The organism is Fibrobacter sp. UWB16 (assembly GCF_900215325.1).
In the GTDB taxonomy this organism is placed as follows: Bacteria; Fibrobacterota; Fibrobacteria; order Fibrobacterales; family Fibrobacteraceae; genus Fibrobacter.
This window is the reverse complement of sequence record NZ_OCMS01000001.1, coordinates 605,056-627,159: the sequence shown is the minus strand read 5'-3', so window position 1 is coordinate 627,159 and position 22,104 is coordinate 605,056. Positions and strand designations below refer to the sequence as shown.

General features: G+C 48.3%; 19 protein-coding genes and 1 tRNA gene. 7 read left to right on the top strand and 13 right to left on the bottom strand.

Features of this window, described 5'->3' with window-relative positions; all coding sequences use genetic code 11:
* Nucleotides 1-22: 22 nt before the first annotated feature.
* The 6 genes from CRN95_RS02630 to CRN95_RS02605 all read right to left on the bottom strand — a co-directional run bounded on the left by CRN95_RS02630 (nt 23) and on the right by CRN95_RS02605 (nt 5,611).
* A tRNA-Met gene (locus CRN95_RS02630) sits at nt 23-96 on the bottom strand.
* 116 nt (nt 97-212) lie between these two features.
* Complete coding sequence (gene pgsA / locus CRN95_RS02625) at nt 213-1,373, bottom strand: CDP-diacylglycerol--glycerol-3-phosphate 3-phosphatidyltransferase (protein WP_088629941.1); 1,161 nt, start codon at nt 1,371-1,373, stop codon at nt 213-215.
* Nucleotides 1,370-3,019, bottom strand: a complete 1,650-nt coding sequence (recN, locus tag CRN95_RS02620; RefSeq protein WP_097020018.1) for a DNA repair protein RecN — start codon at nt 3,017-3,019, stop codon at nt 1,370-1,372. Before recN ends, pgsA begins: the two co-directional genes overlap by 4 nt.
* A gap of 31 nt (nt 3,020-3,050) precedes the next feature.
* Nucleotides 3,051-3,803 (bottom strand): tRNA (guanosine(46)-N(7))-methyltransferase TrmB, encoded by a 753-nt coding sequence (locus CRN95_RS02615; protein ID WP_088629943.1) that lies wholly within the window; start codon nt 3,801-3,803, stop codon nt 3,051-3,053.
* A 206-nt stretch (nt 3,804-4,009) separates the two neighbouring features.
* Nucleotides 4,010-4,897, bottom strand: a complete 888-nt coding sequence (locus CRN95_RS02610; protein ID WP_097020017.1) for an MBL fold metallo-hydrolase — start codon at nt 4,895-4,897, stop codon at nt 4,010-4,012.
* A gap of 129 nt (nt 4,898-5,026) precedes the next feature.
* Entirely contained in the window at nt 5,027-5,611 is a 585-nt protein-coding gene (locus CRN95_RS02605) for a hypothetical protein (protein WP_235002830.1), read from the bottom strand.
* Between the two features lie 193 nt (nt 5,612-5,804).
* Between CRN95_RS02605 and CRN95_RS02600 the strand changes: the two genes are divergently transcribed.
* Together CRN95_RS02600 and CRN95_RS02595 are read left to right on the top strand one after the other, a co-directional pair.
* On the top strand, nt 5,805-6,611 hold the full coding sequence (locus CRN95_RS02600) for an exodeoxyribonuclease III (protein WP_088629996.1): 807 nt from the start codon (nt 5,805-5,807) through the stop codon (nt 6,609-6,611).
* 214 nt (nt 6,612-6,825) lie between these two features.
* Nucleotides 6,826-7,671 carry a porin family protein gene (locus tag CRN95_RS02595; protein WP_088629946.1) on the top strand — a complete coding sequence of 282 codons (846 nt, stop codon included), beginning with the start codon at nt 6,826-6,828 and terminating at the stop codon, nt 7,669-7,671.
* Between the two features lie 75 nt (nt 7,672-7,746).
* Here the strand turns inward: CRN95_RS02595 and CRN95_RS02590 are convergent, their stop codons facing one another.
* The 5 genes from CRN95_RS02590 to CRN95_RS02575 form a co-directional block, all read right to left on the bottom strand.
* Nucleotides 7,747-8,385, bottom strand: a complete 639-nt coding sequence (locus CRN95_RS02590) for a hypothetical protein (RefSeq protein ID WP_141099840.1) — start codon at nt 8,383-8,385, stop codon at nt 7,747-7,749.
* 238 nt (nt 8,386-8,623) lie between these two features.
* On the bottom strand, nt 8,624-9,925 hold the full coding sequence (locus CRN95_RS02585) for a pyridoxal phosphate-dependent aminotransferase (protein ID WP_088629948.1): 1,302 nt from the start codon (nt 9,923-9,925) through the stop codon (nt 8,624-8,626).
* Nucleotides 9,926-10,203: 278 nt separating this feature from the next.
* The gene (locus CRN95_RS15055) at nt 10,204-10,338 is read right to left on the bottom strand and encodes a hypothetical protein (RefSeq protein ID WP_255405586.1); all 135 of its coding nucleotides are present in this window, start codon (nt 10,336-10,338) and stop codon (nt 10,204-10,206) included.
* A 51-nt stretch (nt 10,339-10,389) separates the two neighbouring features.
* Nucleotides 10,390-11,808 (bottom strand): sensor domain-containing diguanylate cyclase, encoded by a 1,419-nt coding sequence (locus tag CRN95_RS02580; protein WP_088629949.1) that lies wholly within the window; start codon nt 11,806-11,808, stop codon nt 10,390-10,392.
* Complete coding sequence (locus CRN95_RS02575) at nt 11,809-13,221, bottom strand: GGDEF domain-containing protein (protein ID WP_088629950.1); 1,413 nt, start codon at nt 13,219-13,221, stop codon at nt 11,809-11,811.
* A 146-nt stretch (nt 13,222-13,367) separates the two neighbouring features.
* Here CRN95_RS02575 and CRN95_RS02570 point away from each other — a divergent pair, with 146 nt between their 5' ends.
* A complete protein-coding gene (locus CRN95_RS02570; protein ID WP_088629951.1) occupies nt 13,368-13,784 on the top strand; it encodes a type I restriction enzyme HsdR N-terminal domain-containing protein in 417 nt (138 codons plus the stop codon).
* 59 nt (nt 13,785-13,843) lie between these two features.
* On the opposite strand, the gene xseA is transcribed toward CRN95_RS02570, so the two are convergent.
* Nucleotides 13,844-15,142, bottom strand: coding sequence for an exodeoxyribonuclease VII large subunit (xseA, locus tag CRN95_RS02565; RefSeq protein WP_088629952.1), 1,299 nt, complete (start codon nt 15,140-15,142; stop codon nt 13,844-13,846).
* 190 nt (nt 15,143-15,332) lie between these two features.
* Here xseA and CRN95_RS02560 point away from each other — a divergent pair, with 190 nt between their 5' ends.
* The 4 genes from CRN95_RS02560 to CRN95_RS02545 all read left to right on the top strand — a co-directional run bounded on the left by CRN95_RS02560 (nt 15,333) and on the right by CRN95_RS02545 (nt 20,540).
* The gene (locus CRN95_RS02560) at nt 15,333-15,533 is read left to right on the top strand and encodes a type II toxin-antitoxin system Phd/YefM family antitoxin (RefSeq protein WP_233138364.1); all 201 of its coding nucleotides are present in this window, start codon (nt 15,333-15,335) and stop codon (nt 15,531-15,533) included.
* A gap of 186 nt (nt 15,534-15,719) precedes the next feature.
* Nucleotides 15,720-16,649: an Rpn family recombination-promoting nuclease/putative transposase gene (locus CRN95_RS02555; RefSeq protein ID WP_088629954.1), complete on the top strand. Its 930-nt coding sequence runs from the start codon at nt 15,720-15,722 to the stop codon at nt 16,647-16,649.
* A gap of 232 nt (nt 16,650-16,881) precedes the next feature.
* Nucleotides 16,882-18,681, top strand: coding sequence for an FISUMP domain-containing protein (locus CRN95_RS02550; RefSeq protein ID WP_088629955.1), 1,800 nt, complete (start codon nt 16,882-16,884; stop codon nt 18,679-18,681).
* 35 nt (nt 18,682-18,716) lie between these two features.
* Nucleotides 18,717-20,540, top strand: coding sequence for a fibrobacter succinogenes major paralogous domain-containing protein (locus CRN95_RS02545; protein ID WP_097020016.1), 1,824 nt, complete (start codon nt 18,717-18,719; stop codon nt 20,538-20,540).
* Nucleotides 20,541-20,650: 110 nt separating this feature from the next.
* Here CRN95_RS02545 and CRN95_RS02540 read toward each other — a convergent pair whose 3' ends face one another.
* Nucleotides 20,651-22,093 (bottom strand): NADH-quinone oxidoreductase subunit N, encoded by a 1,443-nt coding sequence (locus CRN95_RS02540; RefSeq protein ID WP_097020015.1) that lies wholly within the window; start codon nt 22,091-22,093, stop codon nt 20,651-20,653.
* Between the last annotated feature and the right edge of the window lie 11 nt (nt 22,094-22,104).

Below are 22,104 nucleotides of genomic sequence, written 5' to 3'. Positions count from 1 at the left end.
GATTTAATCTAAGTCTTTTTAGTAGCGGGGGCAGGACTTGAACGCTGCGACCTTCGGGTTATGAGCCCGACGAGCTACCAACTGCTCCACCCCGCGTCGAGGTTGTCCCATATATAGAAAATTATAATGGGTTTGGCAAGACTAGGGGACAGAGTAAATCGCAGAATAAGTTTTTTTTATGCTTTTTCCTGCGATTTTTACGAAAAAATCAACTATACGAATTTTTTCAAAATGTGCTTGCTGGCGTAGAAATAATCAATTCCACTGATGATTGTAATGGCGGTTATGACGCCCATCACCACAATCGGGAACTGCTGCCAAATGTTGTTGAATCCTGGAATCAATTCGCGGATGGGGTCAATTGCTCCGAGGAGAATTGCTACAATGCCAATCCCCTGCAATGCAGTTTTCCATTTGCCACTGCGGCGTGCGGGCATTACAAGGCCTTCGCTTGCGGCGAGAGTTCTGAGAGTCTCCACGCTAGATTCGCGGAAGTAAATCAGGGCGACCATCCACACAGGCGCATAACCTGTGGCGATGAAGCACATGAAAATCGTCATGTTCGAAATCTTGTCGCTGAACGGATCGAGGTACTTGCCGAGTGTGCTGACTTCGCCCATCGCGCGGGCAAGCTTGCCATCCAAAAAGTCGGTGAGCATAAAGCCAAGCACCATCACGAGAGCCAAGACTTTGAAAACGATATTGTTGTTGCTGTAGTCCAGATCGTTATCGTAGAAAAATACCCAGAGGAAAAACGGCGTGAGCACAATGCGGCTCATGGTGAGCTGGCTTGCAATCGAAAGCGGTTTTCTGTGTGCTGGGTCGCGGTAGTACCAGTAAGCGTAAGCGGCTGTGGAGGCGGCGATGAGCAAAATGGAAATCACCATCATAATTTGTTGGAAATTTTCCAAGTTCAGCAAGTACACGCCCATCGTAATTGTAATGGATAAATTGGCGAGCTTGCTCCAACGGCGCTTGCGGGGGAGTTGCTTGCCTTCGCGGAGAACTCCGAGCGAGAATAGCGTGTGCGCGATTAATCGCCCCAGCAAAACGGCGCAACCGACACCTAGAATTTTTTCGGCACTTTCGTTTTGGAACAGGTCTCGGACGAAAATACTAGTCATCACGATGAACTGTAAAAAACCGTCAATGGTATTAAGCCAAAGTCTGTAATACGGTTTTTCAATTTCCTGGCTCTTGAGCTGGAACAAGTTGACCCAACCCATGATAAGAGCGATACCCACAAAGGAACATGCCATCGTGGTCCAGTCTTTCCAGATGAAGATTATGACGCAGATAAATATGAGTGCTCGTAACACACTCCAAATGCGTGAACGTAAACGAACATCAGATGTATTTTCTGGTTCTGTCATAAATTATTCTCCAACAGTTGCTTTGCATGGGTGCGGACTGTTTCCGAAGTTCCACCTAACATTCTAGCAATTTCTTCGATACGTCCGTTGTTGTCGAGGTCAATAATGGACGTAAATGTCCTTCCGTCAATCTCTTTCTTGCTCACGGCGAGCTGATTTTGGGCTCGGCTTGCGACTTGATGCAAGTGGGTGATGGTGAGCACCTGGTGGTGCTTGCCCAAATTGCGCAGTGCTTCGCCAATGCTATTGCCCGTTTCGCCCGAAATTCCGGAATCCACTTCGTCGAAAATCAGGAGCGGGACCTTGTCGAGTTCTGCCATGACGCTCTTGATGGCTAGCAGCACACGGCTGAGTTCACCGCCGGAGACTGCCTTTTGCAACGACTTTTCGCCTTCGCCCGGGTTCGGGGCGAGCAAGAATTCGATGCGGTCTGCGCCGTTTGGTGTCGGGTCCTGCTCCGTGATGCTCGTAAAGAATTTGGCTTTGGGCATGCCGAGGCTGTGCAAGATTTCTTGCACGGCCGAGTCAAAGCGCTGGGCAGCTTCTTTACGCTTCTCGGTGAGACTTGATGCCAAGCGGTAGGTCTCTGCTTTGTGTGCTTCTGCTTTGCGTTTGAGCTCATCGAGGTCGGCGTCGAGATTCTCGAGACTGTCGAGTTCCTGCTTACGTTGTTCGGTGAGCGCGATAAGCCCTGCGACATCGGTGCGGTACTTGCGCTTGAGTTTTTGAATCGTTGCAATTCGAGAATTGGCTCGGTCGATTTCGACGGGGCTCATGGACTTTGACGGGCGGAGCCTCTGCAGGTCCTTGCAAATTCCTTCGAACGGGTCCGCGACTTCGACGAGGGCATTCAAGTCTTCTTCGTAATGCGGAATCTTTTGCGCAAGGCTGCGCAACTTGTACTGAAGGTTCTGGACCTGTTCCAAGATGCCGTTGTCGCAACCGATCAATCCCTGAATTTCATTCAGCAGATTGTGTTCCGCTTCGCTCTTGCTTGCAACGTTGACTTTTTCTTCAAGCTCTTCTTCTTCGCCATCGCGGAGTGCCGCCTTGGAAAGTTCATCGTATTGGAATTTCAAAAAGTCCTTTTGCTGCGCCAGATCTTTGGCGTGCGCTTCAGTCTTTTGAATTTCGGCGAGAACGTTGTTCCAGGCGTTGTAGCTTTTTGAATAGTTTATCAGCAATTCGTTGTTGCCCGCGTATTCATCGAGCATCTTTGCATGTGTGCGAATATCGCGCAATAACAGCTGTTCGCTCTGCCCGTGCATCTGGATAAGCGATTCTCCAAGCTCCTGCAAATCCGAGAGACTGACGACAGAACCGTTCACGCGGGCGCGTCCCTTTCCGTTTTCAAGAATCTCGCGGCGGATGATGAGTTCATCGTCGTCATCGAGTTCTAACTTTGCAAGAATTTGTTTGACTTCGGGTTCGTTCGAAATGTCGAATGTCCCTTCGATGACCGCCTTTTCTTCGCCTGTGCGGACCATCGACGCTTGCGACTTGTCTCCGCAGACCATGCGGAGCGCTTTCATCAAGACGGACTTGCCGGCGCCAGTTTCACCCGTGATTGCGGTAAAACCTTCATGGAACGGGACGCTTGCTTCGGCAATGAGTGTAAAGCTGTTTATTGTGAGTTGCTTTAACATGATTAATTTGAGCTACCTGAAATCCTAATACCTACTTCTCAAACTCAATAATACTTCTGTAAATAGGTCTGCCTTCTTTCTTGTACTTGCGTTCGAAACCGGTCGTGATGCCTTCGGTGGGTTCTGCCGTATTGCGGACAAGCACCTTGCAAGTCGGATAGGCATCGAATGTTTCAAGAGCGATTTCGTTGTATTCCTTGTGGTCAGTACCCCAGTAGAAAATGCGCTTGCCCGGCTTTAAGCAACGTGCGACTTCATCGAGAAAGTCGGGGCGGAGCAAGCGGTTCTTGTGGTGGCGTTCCTTTGGCCACGGGTCCGGGAAGTACATGTGGAATGCATCCACGGTGTTATCCTTTACGGCGTCGCGCAAGAAGTAGAAAACGTCACCGCGCAACATGGCGGCATTGCCCTGTGCAACGATACCGCGCTTTTCCATGCGTTCGTGTGCAAATGCTGCCCACGTGAAGTCCCATTCGCTACCCATGATAAAGTAGTCCGGATGCTTCTCGGCATAGTCCGTCATGAAGTTGCCCTTGCCACTTCCGATTTCGACTTCGATGTGTCCGTTTTCGTTCGGGAACATGTCCTTCCAGGTGAAGTCGAGCTTGTGCGGCTTTCCGTCCGGAGTCTTGATGGGCTTGCGGTCGCCATTTGTGCGGAACACATAATGCCACAGCGCCTTCATTTGCGGGTCCTGACTCAAGTCGCGGTAAAACTCCGGAATCACGACTTCCTTCGGAGCCTTTTCTTCTTCTAAAATTTCGTTGTTGATTTCTTCTGCCATGTTGTTTGTTTCCTATTAAACTTTACTGGATCCTTCGTCCCTGCGGTCCTCAGGATGACGCTGTCTGCGCATTTCGCTCACTCTTGTCTTTGTACATTCGCTTCGCTTATGTCCCAAATGCTAGGCTCGGTCATATCCATTCAAGCATGTCTGCGACTCTCGCCTTATGCATTTGTCGTCTGTAGGCGCTTGCGCCGTTCTCTCGTCTAAATAAACGCTACAATCCTCTCCTTAAACTTCTCCGGGATGGCCTTGTCAAGCATCTCGCGGATGTGCCTTTCTGAATACTTCATCGAGAAATGACTCAATATGATTTTTTCGCACTTGATTTCGTCGTCAAGTTCGTTGAGCGCATGCACGATGTCTTTCAAGTGGCTGTGGCCCTTCTTTTTGCTCATCGCTTCTTCGCCATCGTCGAGGAACGTGCATTCTGTAATCAGCACCTTCGACTGGAAAACGCGACTGTTGTCGAGCAGGCTTTCGCCAAGGCAATCGCCCATAAAGCTTACGAGCGGCTCGTAAACTTCACGCGTGATTTCGACCCCGTTCTTGCGGAGTTCAATAATTTCGGTCGGAGTCTTTCCGAGGAATTCGTCCTTGAGTTTCTTCTTGTAAAAGTAGAGCGTGCCGCCCATTGCCGGGATGGAGTGCTTGACTTCGAACGCTTCGAGCGCGAGGTCCTTGCGGTATCTCAAAAATTGCAATTCGCCTGCGACAACCGGTTCAATTTCCGGGTAGCGGAATTTCGCTTCGCCAACACCTTCGAATAAAGCTTCTGCCTTGATCCAAGCCTTTGCGTTTTCGCTCACGCATTCAGGCATGTAATAAACGCTGTCGCGTTCCACGCCCATCATCTTGCGCAAACTGTGGTGACGCATCAGGCAACGGGCATGGTCGCCGTGGGCGTGCGTCAGGAACACGTGGTTCAGGGGAATAGCCGAGAGCGGGCATTCGCCCATGTCAATGCAAAAATCGAGCTCTGGAATTTGGATGTATGTTGCAAGTCCGGAAATCGAGAATCCGGAAATGGGAGAACAGGGCGTATCCACATGAATCTGCCGCAGAGCGTTGTGTATGTACTTGTTTTCGTTCACTTTTTTACCGCCCGATAATTTAGCAAAAAAGAGAATCGAAAAAATGACACTTTTCTGTCATTCCCGCCATGGAGCGGGAATCTCCATCATAAAAAAAGCAGCTCTTTGAGAGCTGCTAAAAACTTGTTCTTATCGGTTCGAAATGATTCTGTCGAATTCCGTGCACGACATGGTTTCGATGTTTACGCCCATGGCCCTGCTGCGAGTCCTGTCGTTACCCTTTCTTTCTGGGATGCGGAAGCAGAAGTTGTACTTGTTTCCGCGGTCGGTCGGGATGCCCATCTTGAAAATGCGGAGGCGTTCGGTACCAGGATTCGTGATTTCAAAATAATCGTAAGTGTTCTTGATACGTTCGAGGCGCTTTTCCTGGTTAAAGACGAGTTCCTCAGTAATCGGACCGTCAAGCGTGATCGGCAGGGAGTTCTGGAAGCGGAGCTCGAGCTTGTCGTTTGTCTTGACGATGGACGTCTCGGACGGCTTGATCAAGTAGCGTTGTTGAGGAATGTTCTTATAAGCGATGTTGTGACGGCTTGCCTTGCGGACTCCGCAGACTTCGCGCATGTCAGGGTTCGCGACAAAGTCGATATCGCGGCAAATTGGCGGAAGGTCGGTCGGAACTTCGAGTTCTTCGCCGTTCTGGGCAGAGGAACCTGCGCAACCAATCAGGAATGAAACGGCAAGGAGGCAAGAGGACAACAAAAATTTATTCTTCATGCTATCAAATATAAGATTATTAAACAATATTGCGTAAATTTTTTTGAAAATGAACGAAATCGATGTAGTTTTTTGCTCATAAAGACAAAATTGTAAAGTTTTATTAACTTTATGGAGGGGATGATAGCTTTCTACCCTTTGGAGTTTGAAAAAATATTCTATCTTTGGCGTGAAAATTGAGATTGGGGTCAAAATGAAGATCTACAGCTGGAACGTCAACGGTATTCGTTCCGTACTGAAAAAAGGCTTTGAAGATTGGTTCACTGCGACCGATCCCGATGTGCTTTGCCTTCAGGAAGTCCGCGCTGAAAAAAGCCAGGTCGCTGAAGTTGCAAGCCGTGAAGGCTATTATACCTACTGGAACGCTTGCAAGCGCAAGAAGGGTTACAGTGGTGTGGCCGTGTATTCAAAGATTGAACCGGATGCGGTCAACTACGGCTTTGATATCGAGGAATTCGATGTTGAAGGCCGTGTGCTCCAGCTGGTGTTCCCGGATTGGGTGCTTAATTGCATTTACTTCCCGAATGGTGGCCAAGGGGACGATCGCCTGGATTACAAGCTCCGCTTTTATGACGCATTCCTTGAAAACTGTAAACAATGGTTGGCCGATGGCAAGCATGTGGTGACCGTAGGGGATTACAATACCTGCCACAAGGAAATCGATATTGCACGTCCGAAGGAAAACGAGAACGTGAGCGGTTTCTTGCCGATTGAACGCGCCTGGATGGACAAGTACGTCGAAAACGGCTTTGTCGATACATTCCGCACGTTGCATCCGGATACCCGCGATGCCTATTCCTGGTGGTCAAATCGCTTTGGCGCCCGTGAACGCAATGTCGGTTGGCGTTTGGATTACGGCTTTGTCGATGCAGCGCTCATGCCTAATGTGGTGAGCTCCGAAATTTTGAGCGATGTCAAAGGTTCGGACCATTGCCCGATTTGCTTGGAACTGGAACCGCCGTTCCTCCCAATCCCCATCAAGAAATCGGAAGACATCTAGTTTGTTTCTCGAGAATCCCGCACAAAAGAGCGGGATTCTTTTTTTGGACGCAAGACGAAAAATTTGGTTGTAAGTTTTTGTCTATAAGAATTGCTATAACGTTTTGGTCCTTTACAACAAAAAAATTCTAACATATGAAAAAAATAACTTGTTTTTAAACGCTTTTTAAACTACATTGACGGTAAGTTTTTAAACTCTAGAAAGGAGAAAATATATGCTTAAAAAGCTCATTTTGGCAGCTCTTGTTGTGACGAGTGCTGTATTTGCACAGAATAACTTTAAGTTTGGTGCTCATGCTGCCGGTAGTTTTGGTACAGCTTGGGGCGACAATACCGACTTGCTCGAAATTGGCTGGGGCGCTGGTTTTAATGTCGGTGCTGAAGCTAAGTATGTTGTGAACCCGATGTTCTCTGTTGTGGCTGGTCTTGGTATTGATTATCGCCGAATTTCTTGGGATTATGGCGAAATGATGAAGAAAACGTTTGGTGCGTTTATGGATGAAGATGATTTATATAGCCAAATTGAATTTTATAGCCAATTTAGTGGATATAGTGGAATTAATAGAGCTCAAGCAGAAAAGGTGATGGATATGTTTTATAGCATGAAAGTTACGTTCTCTTTCCTGTACATCGATATTCCTGTGGTAGCCCGTATTAATCCGGTCCCGAATTTCTTTATTGATGCCGGTGCTTATTTGGGTATTAACGTAAGTGCTAGCGCAACGAGAGAAGTCGAATCGCTTGGTATGGAAGATACTGAAGATATCGATGGTGATATGAAGAGCACTGTGGACTTTGGTCTTATTGCGGGTCTTGGCTATTCTATTACGGATAAGATTGATATCAATTTCCGTGCTGTATTTGGCTTGACGAATATGATTGACATGGATAAGGTCGGTTCTTCTGCTGTAAACTTTGCTAGCAACGCCTCCAGCTATGGTTCTAGCTACTATGGCTTCGATGAAGAAGACGAAGAAGATGAAGAAGATGAAGACTCTTCTACAAGTTTCGGCTTCAAGAACATGCGTTTCCATCTCGGTGTGACCTTCTGGTTCATGTAATCTAAGACTTGTACTTAAAAAAGAGCTCCCGACACTGATGTGCCGGGAGTTCTTTTTTTTAGAGAAAAAATCTAATTAGAAGTTATAGAAAACAGTGACGTTGAATATGGTCGGTTCATCGATACCTTCAATATTGTAACGGTCGCCTCCAGTAATCTCTACGGATGCATCCAGAGTCACATTATCAGAAAGCTTGAACTTTGCACCTATATCAAAGATAACACCGTTGTTTCCGCCTACGTCGTCAGAGGAACAGGTGCCGCCGTAACAGTTACTGACGCTGGCTTCTTCGCCCTTGATGATGTTGAGGGCTGCATAAATAGTAAAGTTGCTGAACAAGACGTCGACTTCCGTACCAAAGTGGAGGTATTGATTATTCCAGGCGTCGCCCAGCATATAGCCAATGTACTTGGCCCATATAACGCTTGTGAAAATGTTTGAGTGCTGCAGACCAAAATCAACAGCGAAATTATCTTGTCCCATATCGTTACTGCTTGGCAGGTAACCGTCTACGTAGAGGCTGAATCCCGTTGAAAGCTGAAATTTCAAACCGAATTGAGGGTTCATGATACCGCTCAGATTGGACTCGTCAATCCCCTTGTGGGTGCCGTCGATGCTGAAGAATCCAAAAGGAACAATTGTAGAAAGTTCAAGCCAGCTAAACGGTGAAAAACGAGCGCCCACAGCAAGCATCGGACCTGAAATTGGATCCATGGTCATGTAGCTAATTTGACCTGCAACTTGGATAGATCCTTTTTCTTGGATGGGAAGGTTGTCCCATGATGCGTGAGACAAAGTTGCCAATAAGGCAAAACCGGTGATTAATTTTTTTATCATACATTCCTTCTTTTATTTGTTTTGGTACAATATACAAAATAAAAATCCTGGCACTTTGTGTGTCAGGATCTTTGAACTTATAACTATTGGTCGATAAATAATTAATGACCAACAACTAACTATGCAGGTATTCGATGATGGCGTCGTGAATCGTGGTGAACACGCTTCTGAGCTCGTCTTCGTCTTCTTCCAAGAGCGTCACGCGGAAGCCCTTGAGGTCCGTGCAGAAGCTTGTACTCGGCACAACGCAGATGCCCTTTGCGCCCAAGAGATAGTACACGAAACGATAGTCGAGATTCGTCGTCTTGCTGCACCATTCTTCGACTTTCTTCTTGATAATCGGATTGTCGATCTTCAGTGTCTGGTGATTGTTGAGAGTCCCTTCGCGGAAGATGATGGTGTTGTAGAATGCGCCGTAAGTCGGGTTGAAATACAGCTCCGGAATGTCGGAGAGGATTTCGTTGATGATGGCGCTCCTGCGGCCGATCTTTTCGTTCAAGGCCTTGCGGTGTTCCATAAAACGCTTGTCGCCGAGAACGCGCGGAATCGTCATCTGCGGGAGCGTCGTGGAGCAAACTTCGACCATCTTGGCGTTGTCGATAGCGCGGCAGAAGGCGTCGAACTGTTCGTCCTTGTCACGGTTGTAGTATTCTGCCCAGCCGCAACGAGCACCCGGCCACGGGTATTCCTTGGAAATGCCCTTGAGCGCAATGCCCGGGACATCGCCGATGTATTCAGCGAGCGCATAAGCATGGGCGCCATTGTACGTAATCTTGTTATAGATTTCGTCGCAGATGATGAAGAGGCCGTAGCGCTTGGCAATGTCAACAATCTTCTGGAGGATTTCGAGCGGGTAGACCATGCCGGTCGGATTGTCCGGGTTCAAAATCAAGATGCCCGCGATGCTCGGGTTGTACTTCACCTTGTTCTCGAGTTCTTCGAGGTCCGGGTACCAGTGGTTTTCCGGCTGCAGACGGTAGGTAATCGGTGCCGTGTGAGCATGGGCGGCTTCGGCAGAGCTATGCGTAGAGTAGGCCGGGGCCGGTCCGATGATACGGGTGTTCATCGAGAGCAGGCCATAGATGGTGGCGATGGCGTCACCGAGGCCGTTGAAGAACAGGATGTCATCGACGTTGATCTGTGCACCGCCGAGCTTGTTGTTCTCCTTCACCAGGAATTCGCGGGTCTCGAGCATGCCCTTGGAGGGGCAGTAGCCGTAGCTGCGGTTTGTGCGGACGAGGTCCACAACAATGTCCTTGATCCAGTCGGGAACCTGGCATTTCTTTTCAATCGGGTCGCCGATGTTTTCCCAATGGATTGGCAAGCCGAGTGCCTTGAGCTGGTTCGCCTTCTTCACGATCTCGCGGATTTCGTAAGAAAGTTCCTTAGCACCTTCGCTCAACAATCTTCTACGCATTTTTGACTCCTATAGCGGTATCGAAAATTCACATTTTACTGCGTAATTATAGAATAATATTCATTCTGTAATGTTATGCCTGCGTCATCCAGAGCCTTGAATCTTATTCCAATGTCATCCTGAGCCCTGTAAAGGGCGAAGGATCCAGTGTATTATTCGGTAAGAACTTTCGATTCCTTGTTTTATGGTTAAAGTTTTGGGTATAAAAGTTTGGATATAAAAAATAGGGCTGCCTTTTTCGGGGCTGCCCTTGAAACTTTTAATCTGAGTTTTTTGCGTTAAGCTTTACAGATTTTGGTTTCTTTGGACAGCCCCATAATAGCTCGGGCTGCTGCCGGGCTTGCTGCCTTTGCTGCGTTAGCTGCAAATCTTGCATCTGCTATTGCGATGTTGTTCTGTCCAAAGATATTCATGTGCAAAAATATAGTTCCGCCTAGTGCAAATGTCAAGAGCGTTTTGTGACTTTATAAAAAGCGCTTTCTGTTGGCGGGGAACCGGTCATAGTAACGCTTCTTGTCTTCGTACATGCGGACATCGGCTTCGTGCATGGCTGTGCGGATGTCTCCACCGTTTGCATCGTAGTAGAATCCGACGGCAAAACTGACCTTGCCCGGAATCATCGATTTTTCGCGGAGAGCTTTGACTTTGGCTTCGAGCTCTTCTTTCGACTTGTCGAGTGCGATAATCAAGAATTCGTCGCCACCTGCGCGGTAGAATTCGCAACCGTCGAACGTGAATTTTAAAAGCTGTGAGGCGTCTTTTAAAAGCTTGTCGCCAGCGTCGTGACCTTTGTTGTCGTTGACTGGCTTGAGGCCGTTCAAGTCTGCAAAGATGATACCGAGCGACTTGTACTGCACTTCGCCATTCAAAAACTGCGTCACGCGATTGTTCATGGAATTACGGTTCATGACGCCCGTCAAGAGGTCCATGCTGCTGAGTAGTTCTAGCTGGTTCAAAAGCTGGTAGTTCGCAATTTCCGAGGCGACAAAGAATGCCGAAAGCTCAAGTGTTTCACGTATGTAGAGCGTGTTCGACGTGTCGAAATTCGTGGCCCAGAAAAAGCCTAGAGTAAGGCCGTTGTATTCGAGTGGCAAGAGGACAAGGCTACGGACGTTAGCGGCTACAAGCGAATTGTACCATGCCGGGTTTTCCAGATGGATGACTTCGAGGTCGTCCTTGTTCTTGATCATCAGGCAATTGCTTCCGTTCAGTGTCTTTATCCAGGACCTTGCGTAATCGACAAAGTTCTCGGATTTGAGTTCACGAATGGAACGGATCTCGGAATCCGGCTTTAAGGCATCGCTAAATACGGACCACGTGTTGTCATTGAAGTCCGTCAGCATCACGCAGCAATAGCTTGCATCACAGATTTTGCGGATGTCCTCGATGACTTCGTCCATGGTCTTTTGCAAGTTTTTAGTACTGCACAACTTGATACAAGTCCGCAATACGTTGGATGAAGTCTTAGCCGAAATGTTCGACATCGCGTCGACATTTTCTTCGAACGTAATTTCCTGGGAGTAGCTACAATACGCCTTTTTCGGGTCGTCAATAGCGAGTGGCATCATGTACAGGTTGATGCTGAAGGTGTAGCGCTCGGGGCGGATGTAGGCGTGTACAGGTTTCTTTTTGATGGCACATTCGTAGCAGAAGTTCTCGAAGTTGAGTTCCTTCTTCATGTAGCGTTCGTAGCTACTGCCGGGGACAAACTTTTCCTTAAAGACGACATTGCCATCTTTGTCGACATTTTCCATGGCGCGGATATACAGGTCATTTGCGGCCTCGATACGGATGGTGCCGATTCTGTCATCATCGCGTTTTTCGACCGACAAGATGCTTGTCATCGTGTGGAAGTTATCTACAAATTTCTGCAAATCCATCATTTAACGATTCCTGCACTCAGGGTGCCTTTCATAAAAAGCTTTTTTATCGTTGTACATGTTAGCGTCGGCTTCGCGCATGGCTTTTCGGATGTCGCCACCATTTTCTTCGTAATAGAATCCGACGGCAAAACTGATTTTGTTCGGGTCGTCCGATTTCTTTCGGAGCGTCTCAACTTTGTGGCTTAGAGTTTCTTTGGTGTTCTCCATGTCGATAATCAGGAACTCGTCGCCACCGGCGCGGTAAATCTCTGAATTTTCGAAAGTCGACTTGAGAATTTCTGCACCGTCTTTTAGCAACTGGTCGCCTGCACCGTGGCCTTCGCTGTCGTTGACGTATTTGAGGTTGTTCAAGTCGGCAAAGACAATCCCATAGCTGTTTGGAACTCTTTCGCGGCCGGATAATATCTTGAGAATGCGGTTGTTCATTGCGTTGCGGTTCTTGACTTCGGTCAAGAGGTCCGTAGAACTCAGCTTTTCGAGTTTTTGCAGCAGCTGGTAGTTGGCTATTTCCGATGCGATAAAGTACGTCGAAAGTTCGAGCGTTTCCTTGATGTGGTCCGTTTCTTCGAGAGCAAAGTTGGTTGCCCAGATGAATCCGATGATGTCATCGTTGTACTTGAGCGGGAACAGCGCAAGCCTTTCAATGTTTGCTGACCGCAAGGACTTATACCAAGCCGGGTGACGGGCCTTGATATCTTCCTTGTCTTGTTCGTTCTTGATGAGCAAGCAAGTGCTCCCGTTGATGATGTCTAGCCAGGACTTGGCGTAGTCGATAAATTCATCGTTCAAAAAGTCTGCAAGCGTGTGCCTGCCGATTTCGGGGGCGGAATTTTCGCTGAGCAAGGAGCATTTGCGTGCCTTGAAGTCCGTCAACATGATGCAGCAGTAATTTGCCTTGCAGATGTTACGGATGTCGGCCATCACCTCGTCCATGGTCTTGAGGAAGTTCTTGGTGCTGCGGAGCTTGATGCAGGTCTTGAGCACATCGGCAGTTGTCTTTGCCGAAAGGCCTTGCAAGGAATCCGTGTTCATATCGGTCGACAGTTCTTGCGTGTAGGTGCAGTAGCACTTGAACGGGTCTTCAAAATCGAGGGGCAGGCTGAAGATATTGAACCAAACATCGAACCTTTCTGGGTGAATGTAGGCGTGCATCGGCTTTTTGAGGACGGCGCTGCTATAGATAAAATGTTCGAAGTTCAGGTCCTTGGGAATATACGCAGTGTATTCCTGACCTGGGACAAACCTTTTGCCAAACGGCATGTCGATAAGATTGCCACTATTTTTTTCGAAGGAATCGATATATGCCTTGTTCCCGACTTCGATACGCATCTTGCCGTAGCCGTTCGGCTTTTTTTCGACGGACATGATGCAGGTCATCGAATCGAACTGATTGACATATTCCTGTAAATCCATATTTGCTCCTTCGTAGGCTTTTTGTAAATAAAAAGTCATTATAAAGATAATATGAAACACGCAAGTTGGGTTGACTTGTTTAACTTTTTTTGTAATTTCGCTTTGAAATGGGGTGATTTTCCTCACGTTTTTTTATATTCACGCCAATGACCCACGATACGCTATTTGACCCGATTCGCAAAAAGGATGTCCCTGCAACGCCCGAAGAACATGTTCGCCAGGCGACGGTGCGCTATTTGGTCGATGTAGTAAAGGTTCCGGAGCACTTGATCGCGGTGGAATTTCCGCTTTCGTCGATTGATGTAAAGACGTCGGACCGCGTGGATATCTTGGTGCATAATTTTAGGGCGGGGGCGCCTCTGAACAAGCCATGGCTCCTGGTGGAGTGCAAGGCTCCGGGTGAATACACGTGGCCAGTGTTGCAACAGCAATTGAACAAGTATTTGCAAGTGCTGACACCGAATTACGTGATGCTTGCGCTTGGCGATTGCGTGCGCTATTTTGAGCTGGACTCCGTGACGCACCGTTTCAAGAAAATCGAAAGCTTGCCGGTGTTTGGCTAGGTGCTGTGCGGAGCTTGTCATCCTGAGCGGAGTGCGCAGCACGAAGTCGAAGGATCTAGTTATTGCACCACGGATAGGACGTCCCCGTCGGCGAGTCGTGTTTTGATGGTGTCGCCGCTCTTGAGCTGGCTTGCCTTGCGGATGAATTTTCCGTTTTCGTCTAGCGTGAGCGAATAGCCCTTGGCAAGCGTTGTTTGCGGGTCTGCATTTTTGACTTTTTCGTTGACGAGTTCGAACTTCGATTTTGCGAGGTCGAGAATTTTTCGGGAACCTTGCTTTAAACCTTCATGGTTGCGGTCTAAACGCTCGTGCTCAGACTTTATATAAAATGCGGTGTCTTTTTTTATGGAGGCGGCGATGAGCACATGTTTCGATTTCTCGTTTTGGATGAGCCCGAAAACTTTTTGCTGGAGCTGGTTCCCCATCGTGCCGAGTTGCTTGTTGCTTTCGGTGAGCAAATCGCGTGCGCCATCGGCAATGCTTGCCATCGCTTCAGTCATTCGGTTCCAGCTATCCGTGACGCGTTCCACGAGACGCTTCGCGCAGTCCGTGGGCGTGATGCACGAGAGGTAAGCGACTTCGTCCAAAAGGCAGCGGTCGATTTCGTGACCGATTCCCGTAAAGACGGGGGTGGGGTAGTTTGCTACCGCTCGGCAAAGCGCTTCGCTATCAAAGAAGTTCAAATCAGTTTTTGCACCGCCACCGCGCACAATGCAGACAACGTCTAAATTGGGGTCGCTTTGGAGCTGTTCCAGTGCGGCGATGATGCTCCCTTCTGTTTCGTTCCCTTGCATCCGCGCATAGACCGTCGTGACTTCGAATGCGAACGGAGACGCTTCAAGTCGCGTGGTGAAGTCCTTGTACGCGGCCGTATTTTCGCCGGTGATAAGCCCCACGCGGAGCGGAACGTCGGCAAGTTCGAGTTGCTTGTTCTTTTCGAGCAGGCCTTCCATCGCAAGGCGCTTCAAAATGGCGCTTTTGGTGAGTGCAAGTTCGCCAATCGTGTAAACCGGATCGATGTCCAGAATTTGCGCTTGCAACTTTCCGTACGGGATGTACAGTTCTGCGCGCACGAGAAAATTGACTTTCAAATCGTGCTTTAGCGTAAACGGTTGCGAAAGGCTTGAAATCTTGGCGAGAATCGCATCGTACTTGGCGGTGTAGCAGTAAAGGGCGAGGGTGGCCTTGGGCTTCACGTCGCCATCGGCAAAGTCCGCAATGCTCAGGTAAACGCCCGACGGCTTTTCCGCAATTTGCGAAATGACCCCATGCACCCACACCGCAGGTGTTGATTCTACGGTGTTCTTGAGCGAACGCATGTACTGCGTGACCGAAAATGTGCGAACTTCTTGATCCATTTTTTGATGTCACCCCGGACTGTCATCCCGGACTTGTTCCGGGACGGGGTCACCTTTTGCATTGTCATGCCCGCGAAGGCGGGCATCTCCTTTCAAACATTTTGACGTTAATTATAATAATAATTAAATTCTGTATGAAAAATTATGGATCCTCCTAGCGGAGGATGACGTAGAGGGAAAAGGACTCGCCGTGTCGAAAGTAGTTTCTGCAATGGATATGCGTCAGAATTTTGGGACGCTCTTGAACCAGGTCGCCATCAAGGACGAAGAAATCGTCATTGAACGCGCTGGCAAGCCTTTGGCACGCCTCGTGAGCATGAATTCTGCCACAAGTGGCAAGCTGGACTTTCGCGATATCGGCAAGTTGCCCAACGACATCTGGAACGAATAGTTATAAACACAATTAAACTAAAAAACTCACCCGAAGTCTACCAAAGACCTCGGGTGTTTTTTTATAAATCGCAATTTTACAATAAATTTGTGGTCTAAAATCGCGAAAAATGCGTGTTAATATAATGGATGGGGAGCAATTTTCTGTCTATGAGCCGACATTTTCGGAATTTAATAATGGATATCTATGGAAAACAACAATAACATTACAGAAGCCCATTGGGGAAAAACAATTAGCGAGGCAAGAACTTATGAGGAATATAGGGGAGCGGGAGTCTTTGCAGACCTTCTTACGGACAGGACATTCAAGAAAGCCTTCAATCCCGACACTAAGAACAAGGTTTGTCTGATAGCGCTCTTGAATGCTGTGCTTGAAGGAGAAATATCATCGCCGATTGTGGACGTTCAGTCCCGCGATAAGGAATTCAATAATGGGTCAAATGAAAACCGGACAACAGTCTTTGACTTGTACTGCATCGATTCGGCACAGCGACGCTTTATTATCGAAGTGCAGCTCCTTATGCAAGAAAACATTGTCAACCGTGCGATTTATTACGCATCGCAGACTGTCATTGCGCAGGGCGAACGTGGACAAAAGTACAATTATGAGCTGAAACCTGTTGTTACAGTAGTTTTTATGGAATTCAATGTATTTGTCGATGACCGCTATATCCGCCGTGCCAAGATCCGTGAAATCAATGGGGCTAGCGTTAGCGATGTCCTTTCTTTCGCTTTTGTGGAACTTCCGAAGTTCAACAAGCCTCTGGACCAACTTGAAACAACGCTAGACAGGGGGCTTTACGCGCTCAAGAACATGAAAAACATGACGCAAATGCCCAAGCAGTATGCCAATACGGCATTTGAGCTCTTGTTTTCAAGTGCATATTTGGCTAAATTATCGAAAGAGGAACAGAAAATGATTGATGAAGCGCAGAAAGCCAAATGGGATGAATATGCAATCAACAAGGCCGCCCTTGATCGAGGCCGTAATCAAAAGGCTCGCGAAGTGGCAAAAGATTTGCTTATTGAAGGTGATTCTGTAGAAAAGGTCGTACGCGTTTCAAAGCTTTCTGAAGCTGATGTCTTAGCGATTAAAGCGGAAATCGATCAAAAGTAATTAATGCTCTAGGCATTAAAAAAGCCAATGACAGTAAAACTAATCCGAGGTCAATCAAAGACCTCGGATGTTTTTTTTCATTGATTCTGCCACTTGCGACTGTGGCAATTTGTTGTCAAAATCCTTGACAATTTCATTGGTATAGCTATATTTTGTCCGTGATGTTTTTATTCTTACAAAACACTTATTTTTATGCGGTTTTGTTACAAGTTTAACCAAAGGGAACAATGACATGAAAACCAGAACCCAAAAGATGCTGGTCGCGCTTGCAGGTGCGCTGTCTGCAACGGCTCTTTTGACCTCTTGCGGCGAAGAACTCGCTCAACTTACAAATTCCGACTTAAATACGGTCGCATCGCTTAAGGACCTGGGCAATTGTAATTCTAAAAACAAAGGTCGTATGGTTTATGTTGATAGTTCCGATGCTATTTACTTCTGTGCCGACAGTGTCTGGAAAGAGGTGAATTTCTCGGAAGCCAAGGGTGTTGACGGCAAGGATGGCAAAAACGGCGCCGACGGCAAGAATGGAACTAACGGCAAGGATGGGACAAATGGAACATCCTGTATTGTAGAGGCTCTGAAAGACGGCTCTGGGTATGACGTACTATGTGCTGGCAAAAAGGTCGGAACAATCACGAACGGTAAGGACGGCGCAAAAGGTGCTGACGGCAAGAATGGCACTAACGGCTCAAATGGCAAGTCTGCATACGAAATAGCCAAGGAAAACGGCTTCAAGGGTACAGAAGCTGATTGGCTTGCTTCGCTGACGGGTGCGCAGGGTTCAAGTTGTTCCGTCAAAGCCAATGAAGAAAAGAATGGCTTTGATTTGGTTTGCGGTGATAAAACCGTTACGCTTACGAATGGAAAAGACGGCAAAAGCGTTACCGGACCTGCGGGTGAAAGTTGCTCGGCTAGATCTATTGAAGGTAGCGTTGTAATTACCTGTGGCGATTCGGAACCGGTCGTAATTCAGAATGGCACGAACGGATTAGACGCAAGTGATGATGGCTGCAAGATCGTTAGCGACAAGGGTGGAGTTGTTACGTTTGAGTGCCGCGAGGGCGAGGACGTTCGGACTAAAAAACTCTACAAGGCCACATGCAACAACGAGCCTTTTGATCCGGAAACCCATTTCTGCTATTTCAATGAAGAAGAACGAACCTTTTCTGTCGTGGAACTGTGCGGTGGAAGGACCTATATTCCAGGCGATGACCTCTGTGAAGAAGGTAAGCTGCAGAAGTTGTGCCATTTGGAATGTAATTCTGAAGGATGCACTTATCACCGTTATGATGTAGATGTCCAGTTCTGCTATGGTATTGATTTGTATGACCTGTGCGACGGCAAGGATTACGACCCCACGATGTACAGGTGCAAGAATAACAAGTTGGAAAAAATTGTTTGCGGAGGAAGCAAATTAGACCTAGAGAAGCAGTTCTGTGCAACGAGAGGCGGCGTGGAAGAACGTGCCTACAATATTGTGAAAATCGGCGAGCAGACCTGGATGGCCGAGAACCTGAACTATGAAACAGAAAATAGCTGGTGTGGTGGCGGATCGGGAACGACAGATGGCGATTGCGCGAAGTACGGCCGCGTGTATACTTGGGCTGCCGCTATGGGCAAGACTGAAGAAGAGTGTGGCGGTGATGAATCTTGCGACTTGGGTTCGGGCTACGTGCAGGGTGCATGCCCCGATGGCTGGCATCTGCCGGATGCGGATGAGTTTAAGACTCTTGCTTCTAGCGTGGATCCGACTTTTACAGATTGGAGGGAAGATAACGAAGTCTGTAAGAATCTTAAGTCAAGCGAAGGCGGGGTGACTTATTTGTTCTCGGCTTTGCCTGCTGGCGCAAGAACCGACTTGGGGCGTTATGTAAACGAAGATGACGGCGCATACTTTTGGAGTACTTTAGAGTCCGGTTTTGGCAGCTATGTGCACTTTTTCAGTTTGTTCTCTGGATCTGACAAGGGTTCACTTGATGAATTGATCAAGAGTTATGCTATTTCGGTTCGCTGCTTGAAGGATGAACCGTAGGTTTTTACCGCAATCTCTCATAAAGGAATGATATTATGAATACGAAAACTAAAAAGTTGTTCATCTCGCTTGCAGGTACATTATCTGCAACGGCTCTTTTGACCGCTTGCGGTGAAGAACTTGACCAACTTACAAATGCCGATTTAAATACGGTTGCATCGTTTAAAGACCTGGGCGATTGCAATTCCAAGAACAAAGGCCGCATGGTTTATGTCGATAGTTCCGATGCTATTTACTTCTGTGCCGACAGCGTCTGGAAAGAGGTGAATCTCTCTGAAGTCAAAGGTTCTGACGGTAAGGATGGAGCCAATGGCAAGGATGGCAAAAATGGTGCTGATGGCAAAGACGGTAAGGATGGAACATCCTGTACTGTAGAGGCGCTGAAAGACGGTTCCGGGTATGACGTGCTATGCGGTGGCAAAAAGGTCGGGACTCTCTTGAATGGTAAGGACGGTGCTAAAGGAGCCGATGGTAAAAACGGAACCAATGGCTCGAATGGCTCAAACGGCAAGTCTGCTTACGAAATTGCAAAGGAAAACGGTTTCAAGGGAACTGAAGCCGAGTGGCTTGCTTCGCTGGCGGGCGCACAGGGTTCAAGTTGCTCCATCAAAGTCAATGAACAAAAGAACGGCTACGACTTGACTTGCGGTGATAAAACCGTTACGATTACGAATGGAAAAGACGGCGAAAGCGTTACCGGCCCTGCGGGCGAAAGCTGCTCGACCAAGTCGGTCGAAGGCGGCGTTGAAATAACCTGTGGCAAATCCGAACCGGTCGTCATCAAGGACGGCTCAAATGGAAAAGATGCCAGTGACGATGCTTGCAGGGTTGTTGGCGACAAGGCTGGTGTCGTTACGCTTGAGTGCGGCAAGGGTGAGAATGTCCAGATTGAAAAGTTCTACAAGGGCACATGCAACAATGAACCTTTTGATCCGGAAACCCACTTCTGCAATTTCAATGAAAAAGAAGGAGTCTTTGCTGTCCTTGAACTGTGTGGCGGAAAGGCCTATAATCCGAGCGAAGTCATCTGTAAGGACGGAAAACGACTGAAGTCGTGCCCTTCGGAATGCAATTCTGAAGATTGCGAAGATCGTCTCTATGACATGGATGCTCAGTTCTGTTATGCTAAGGTTGTGTATGACCTATGCGACGGCAAGGATTACAACCCTATGAAGTTTGAATGCGTAGAAAACGAATTACAGAAATATACTTGTGGAGAAAGTGAATATGACCTTGAAACGCAGTTCTGCGCAAAGCGAGGCGATGTTGTGGAACGAGTCTACAAGATGGTGAAAATCGGCAAACAGATCTGGATGGCTGAAAACCTGAACTATGAAATTGAAGACAGCTGGTGCGGTGGCAATCGCAAAAGTGGTGATTTTGATGGAGGCGACTGCGACACCTACGGTCGCTTGTACACCTGGGCCACTGCCATGGGCAAGCCTGAGAACGAGTGCGGTAGCAATCATGACTGCGACCTTGGCACGGGCTACGTTCAGGGCATTTGCCCGGACGGCTGGCATGTGCCGAGCGATGTGGAATGGGATACCCTGATCGACGCTGTGGGCGGGATTTCCACGGCGGGTCAGAAACTCAAGGCCCAGACTCTTTGGAAAGCGGTTGATGGCATCGAGAACGAGGATGCGTACGGTTTCTCGGCGCTCCCTGCAGGCTTTAAGTATGTCAATTTTGCCTTCACCACTGATGGCAATCACGCAGGCTTCTGGGGTGCCAAACAGTGGGATGAAAATAGGAGTTACGGCTACACCAGGACTATGAAATCCAGCAGCAACAGCGTGAACAATGGTGGCTACTTCCAAAAGGACTATGCCTACTCTATACGTTGCTTGCAGGACTAAGCCTAAAATTCTAGTAACAATAAACTAAAAATAAAAAACGCCTCCGACTTAGTCGGAGGCGAAATTGTAATGTCATTCTCCGTTAGGAGAATCAAGGCGTTTCCCCTTGTTTAATTCATAAACCCGGCAAAGATGTTGTTGCTCAGGAAAGGAACAAAGCCGAGGAGGATTACCGCGATGCTCAGCAAAATGATGACTTCGCGCTGGCGCTTGGTGAGGCGGAGAGGGTTCAAATGTCCGTCAGGTTCATCGACCCAGGCGGCCTTGATGAGCTGCAAGTAGTAGAAGAGCGCAATGACGTTGTTCAAGACTGCGAATGCAACGAGTGCGTAATGGCCTGTCGAGGCTCCGCTGAAGAACAGGTGGAACTTGCCAAAGAAACCGGCGAGAGGCGGAATGCCGGCCAAGCTGAACATCGAAATCGCAAGGGCGATGGCGAGGCTCGGGTTTTGCTTTGAAAGTCCGCGGAGCGACTGGAATGTTTCTTCTCGGTGATGACCAATGATGCCGAACACGAAGAATGCGAGGTAGTTTGAAACGGCATAGACAAAGAGGTAATAGATGATTGCTGTCTTTGCGGTTGTTGCAGGACCAAGCAAGGCAATCATGATGTAGCCTGCCTGAGCGATGGAGCTGTAAGCCATGAAGCGGCGGAGGCGGCTTTGCTTGAGTGCGCCGAGGTTTCCGACAAAGAGCGTGACGCCTGCGAGGAGCGCAATGAGCGGTGCTATCTTGTCTTGAATTGGGGAGAGCGGGCCATAGACGAGCACGACGAGGAACGCAATGGCGGTTGCTTTCGAGGTGACGGAAAGCACGGCGGTTACCGGCGTCGGAGCGCCTTCGTAAACGTCCGGAGCCCAGGTGTAGAACGGGAACAGCGTGAGCTTGAATCCGATTCCGCAGAAGAGGAACAGCACGGCAATCCAGAGGAGCGGGCTAGAACCGCTTGCGACAGCGGCCTGGATCTCGTTGAAGTGGAGGCTCCCTGAGAAACCATAGAGGTAGCTGAAGCCAAACAGTTCAAATGCTGTGGCGACAGATCCCATCAAGATGTACTTGGTAGCGGCTTCAGAGCCGTATTGGTCGCGCTTGTTCCAAGCGGCAAGGGCGTACATCGGGATGGTTGCGATTTCGAGGCCGAGGAAGAATGTGAGCAAGTCGCAAGCACTCACGACCGTGAATCCGCCGAATGTCGCAAATGCAATGGCGCCGATGAATTCGGCAATCTGGTGCATAGGCGGCTTCTTGTCGGCGCCGTGTTCAAAGTAATCCTTGGAAAGCCACATGCCAAGCAATGCGCTCACCATGAGCACTTCGCGCATGAGCACGCCAAAGTCATCGACCTTCCAGTTACAGATAAATAATCTTCCGTTGCCGCTCGCGAGCGGGATGAAGTTCAGCAAGAAGAAAATGGCGATAAAGCCGATGTTTGCCATGCGCCAAGGGACTTTGGATTGTGTAGTCACGAAAAGGCGTATCCCAATCACGACGAACGGGAAAATCAGCAGCAAAACGTCAGGTAGAATGAAGTTTGGAATTGCAAAATTTGTCATAATTAAACCTA

Coding starts and splice junctions, on each gene's coding strand:
- pgsA (WP_088629941.1), bottom strand. CDS start 1,373: ATGACAGAACCAGAAAATACATCTGATGTTCGTTTACGTTCACGCATT.
- recN (WP_097020018.1), bottom strand. CDS start 3,019: ATGTTAAAGCAACTCACAATAAACAGCTTTACACTCATTGCCGAAGCA.
- CRN95_RS02615 (WP_088629943.1), bottom strand. CDS start 3,803: ATGGCAGAAGAAATCAACAACGAAATTTTAGAAGAAGAAAAGGCTCCG.
- CRN95_RS02605 (WP_235002830.1), bottom strand. CDS start 5,611: ATGAAGAATAAATTTTTGTTGTCCTCTTGCCTCCTTGCCGTTTCATTC.
- CRN95_RS02600 (WP_088629996.1), top strand. CDS start 5,805: ATGAAGATCTACAGCTGGAACGTCAACGGTATTCGTTCCGTACTGAAA.
- CRN95_RS02595 (WP_088629946.1), top strand. CDS start 6,826: ATGCTTAAAAAGCTCATTTTGGCAGCTCTTGTTGTGACGAGTGCTGTA.
- CRN95_RS02590 (WP_141099840.1), bottom strand. CDS start 8,385: ATGGATCCAATTTCAGGTCCGATGCTTGCTGTGGGCGCTCGTTTTTCA.
- CRN95_RS02585 (WP_088629948.1), bottom strand. CDS start 9,925: ATGCGTAGAAGATTGTTGAGCGAAGGTGCTAAGGAACTTTCTTACGAA.
- CRN95_RS15055 (WP_255405586.1), bottom strand. CDS start 10,338: ATGAATATCTTTGGACAGAACAACATCGCAATAGCAGATGCAAGATTT.
- CRN95_RS02580 (WP_088629949.1), bottom strand. CDS start 11,808: ATGATGGATTTGCAGAAATTTGTAGATAACTTCCACACGATGACAAGC.
- CRN95_RS02575 (WP_088629950.1), bottom strand. CDS start 13,221: ATGGATTTACAGGAATATGTCAATCAGTTCGATTCGATGACCTGCATC.
- CRN95_RS02570 (WP_088629951.1), top strand. CDS start 13,368: ATGACCCACGATACGCTATTTGACCCGATTCGCAAAAAGGATGTCCCT.
- xseA (WP_088629952.1), bottom strand. CDS start 15,142: ATGGATCAAGAAGTTCGCACATTTTCGGTCACGCAGTACATGCGTTCG.
- CRN95_RS02555 (WP_088629954.1), top strand. CDS start 15,720: ATGGAAAACAACAATAACATTACAGAAGCCCATTGGGGAAAAACAATT.
- CRN95_RS02550 (WP_088629955.1), top strand. CDS start 16,882: ATGAAAACCAGAACCCAAAAGATGCTGGTCGCGCTTGCAGGTGCGCTG.
- CRN95_RS02545 (WP_097020016.1), top strand. CDS start 18,717: ATGAATACGAAAACTAAAAAGTTGTTCATCTCGCTTGCAGGTACATTA.
- CRN95_RS02540 (WP_097020015.1), bottom strand. CDS start 22,093: ATGACAAATTTTGCAATTCCAAACTTCATTCTACCTGACGTTTTGCTG.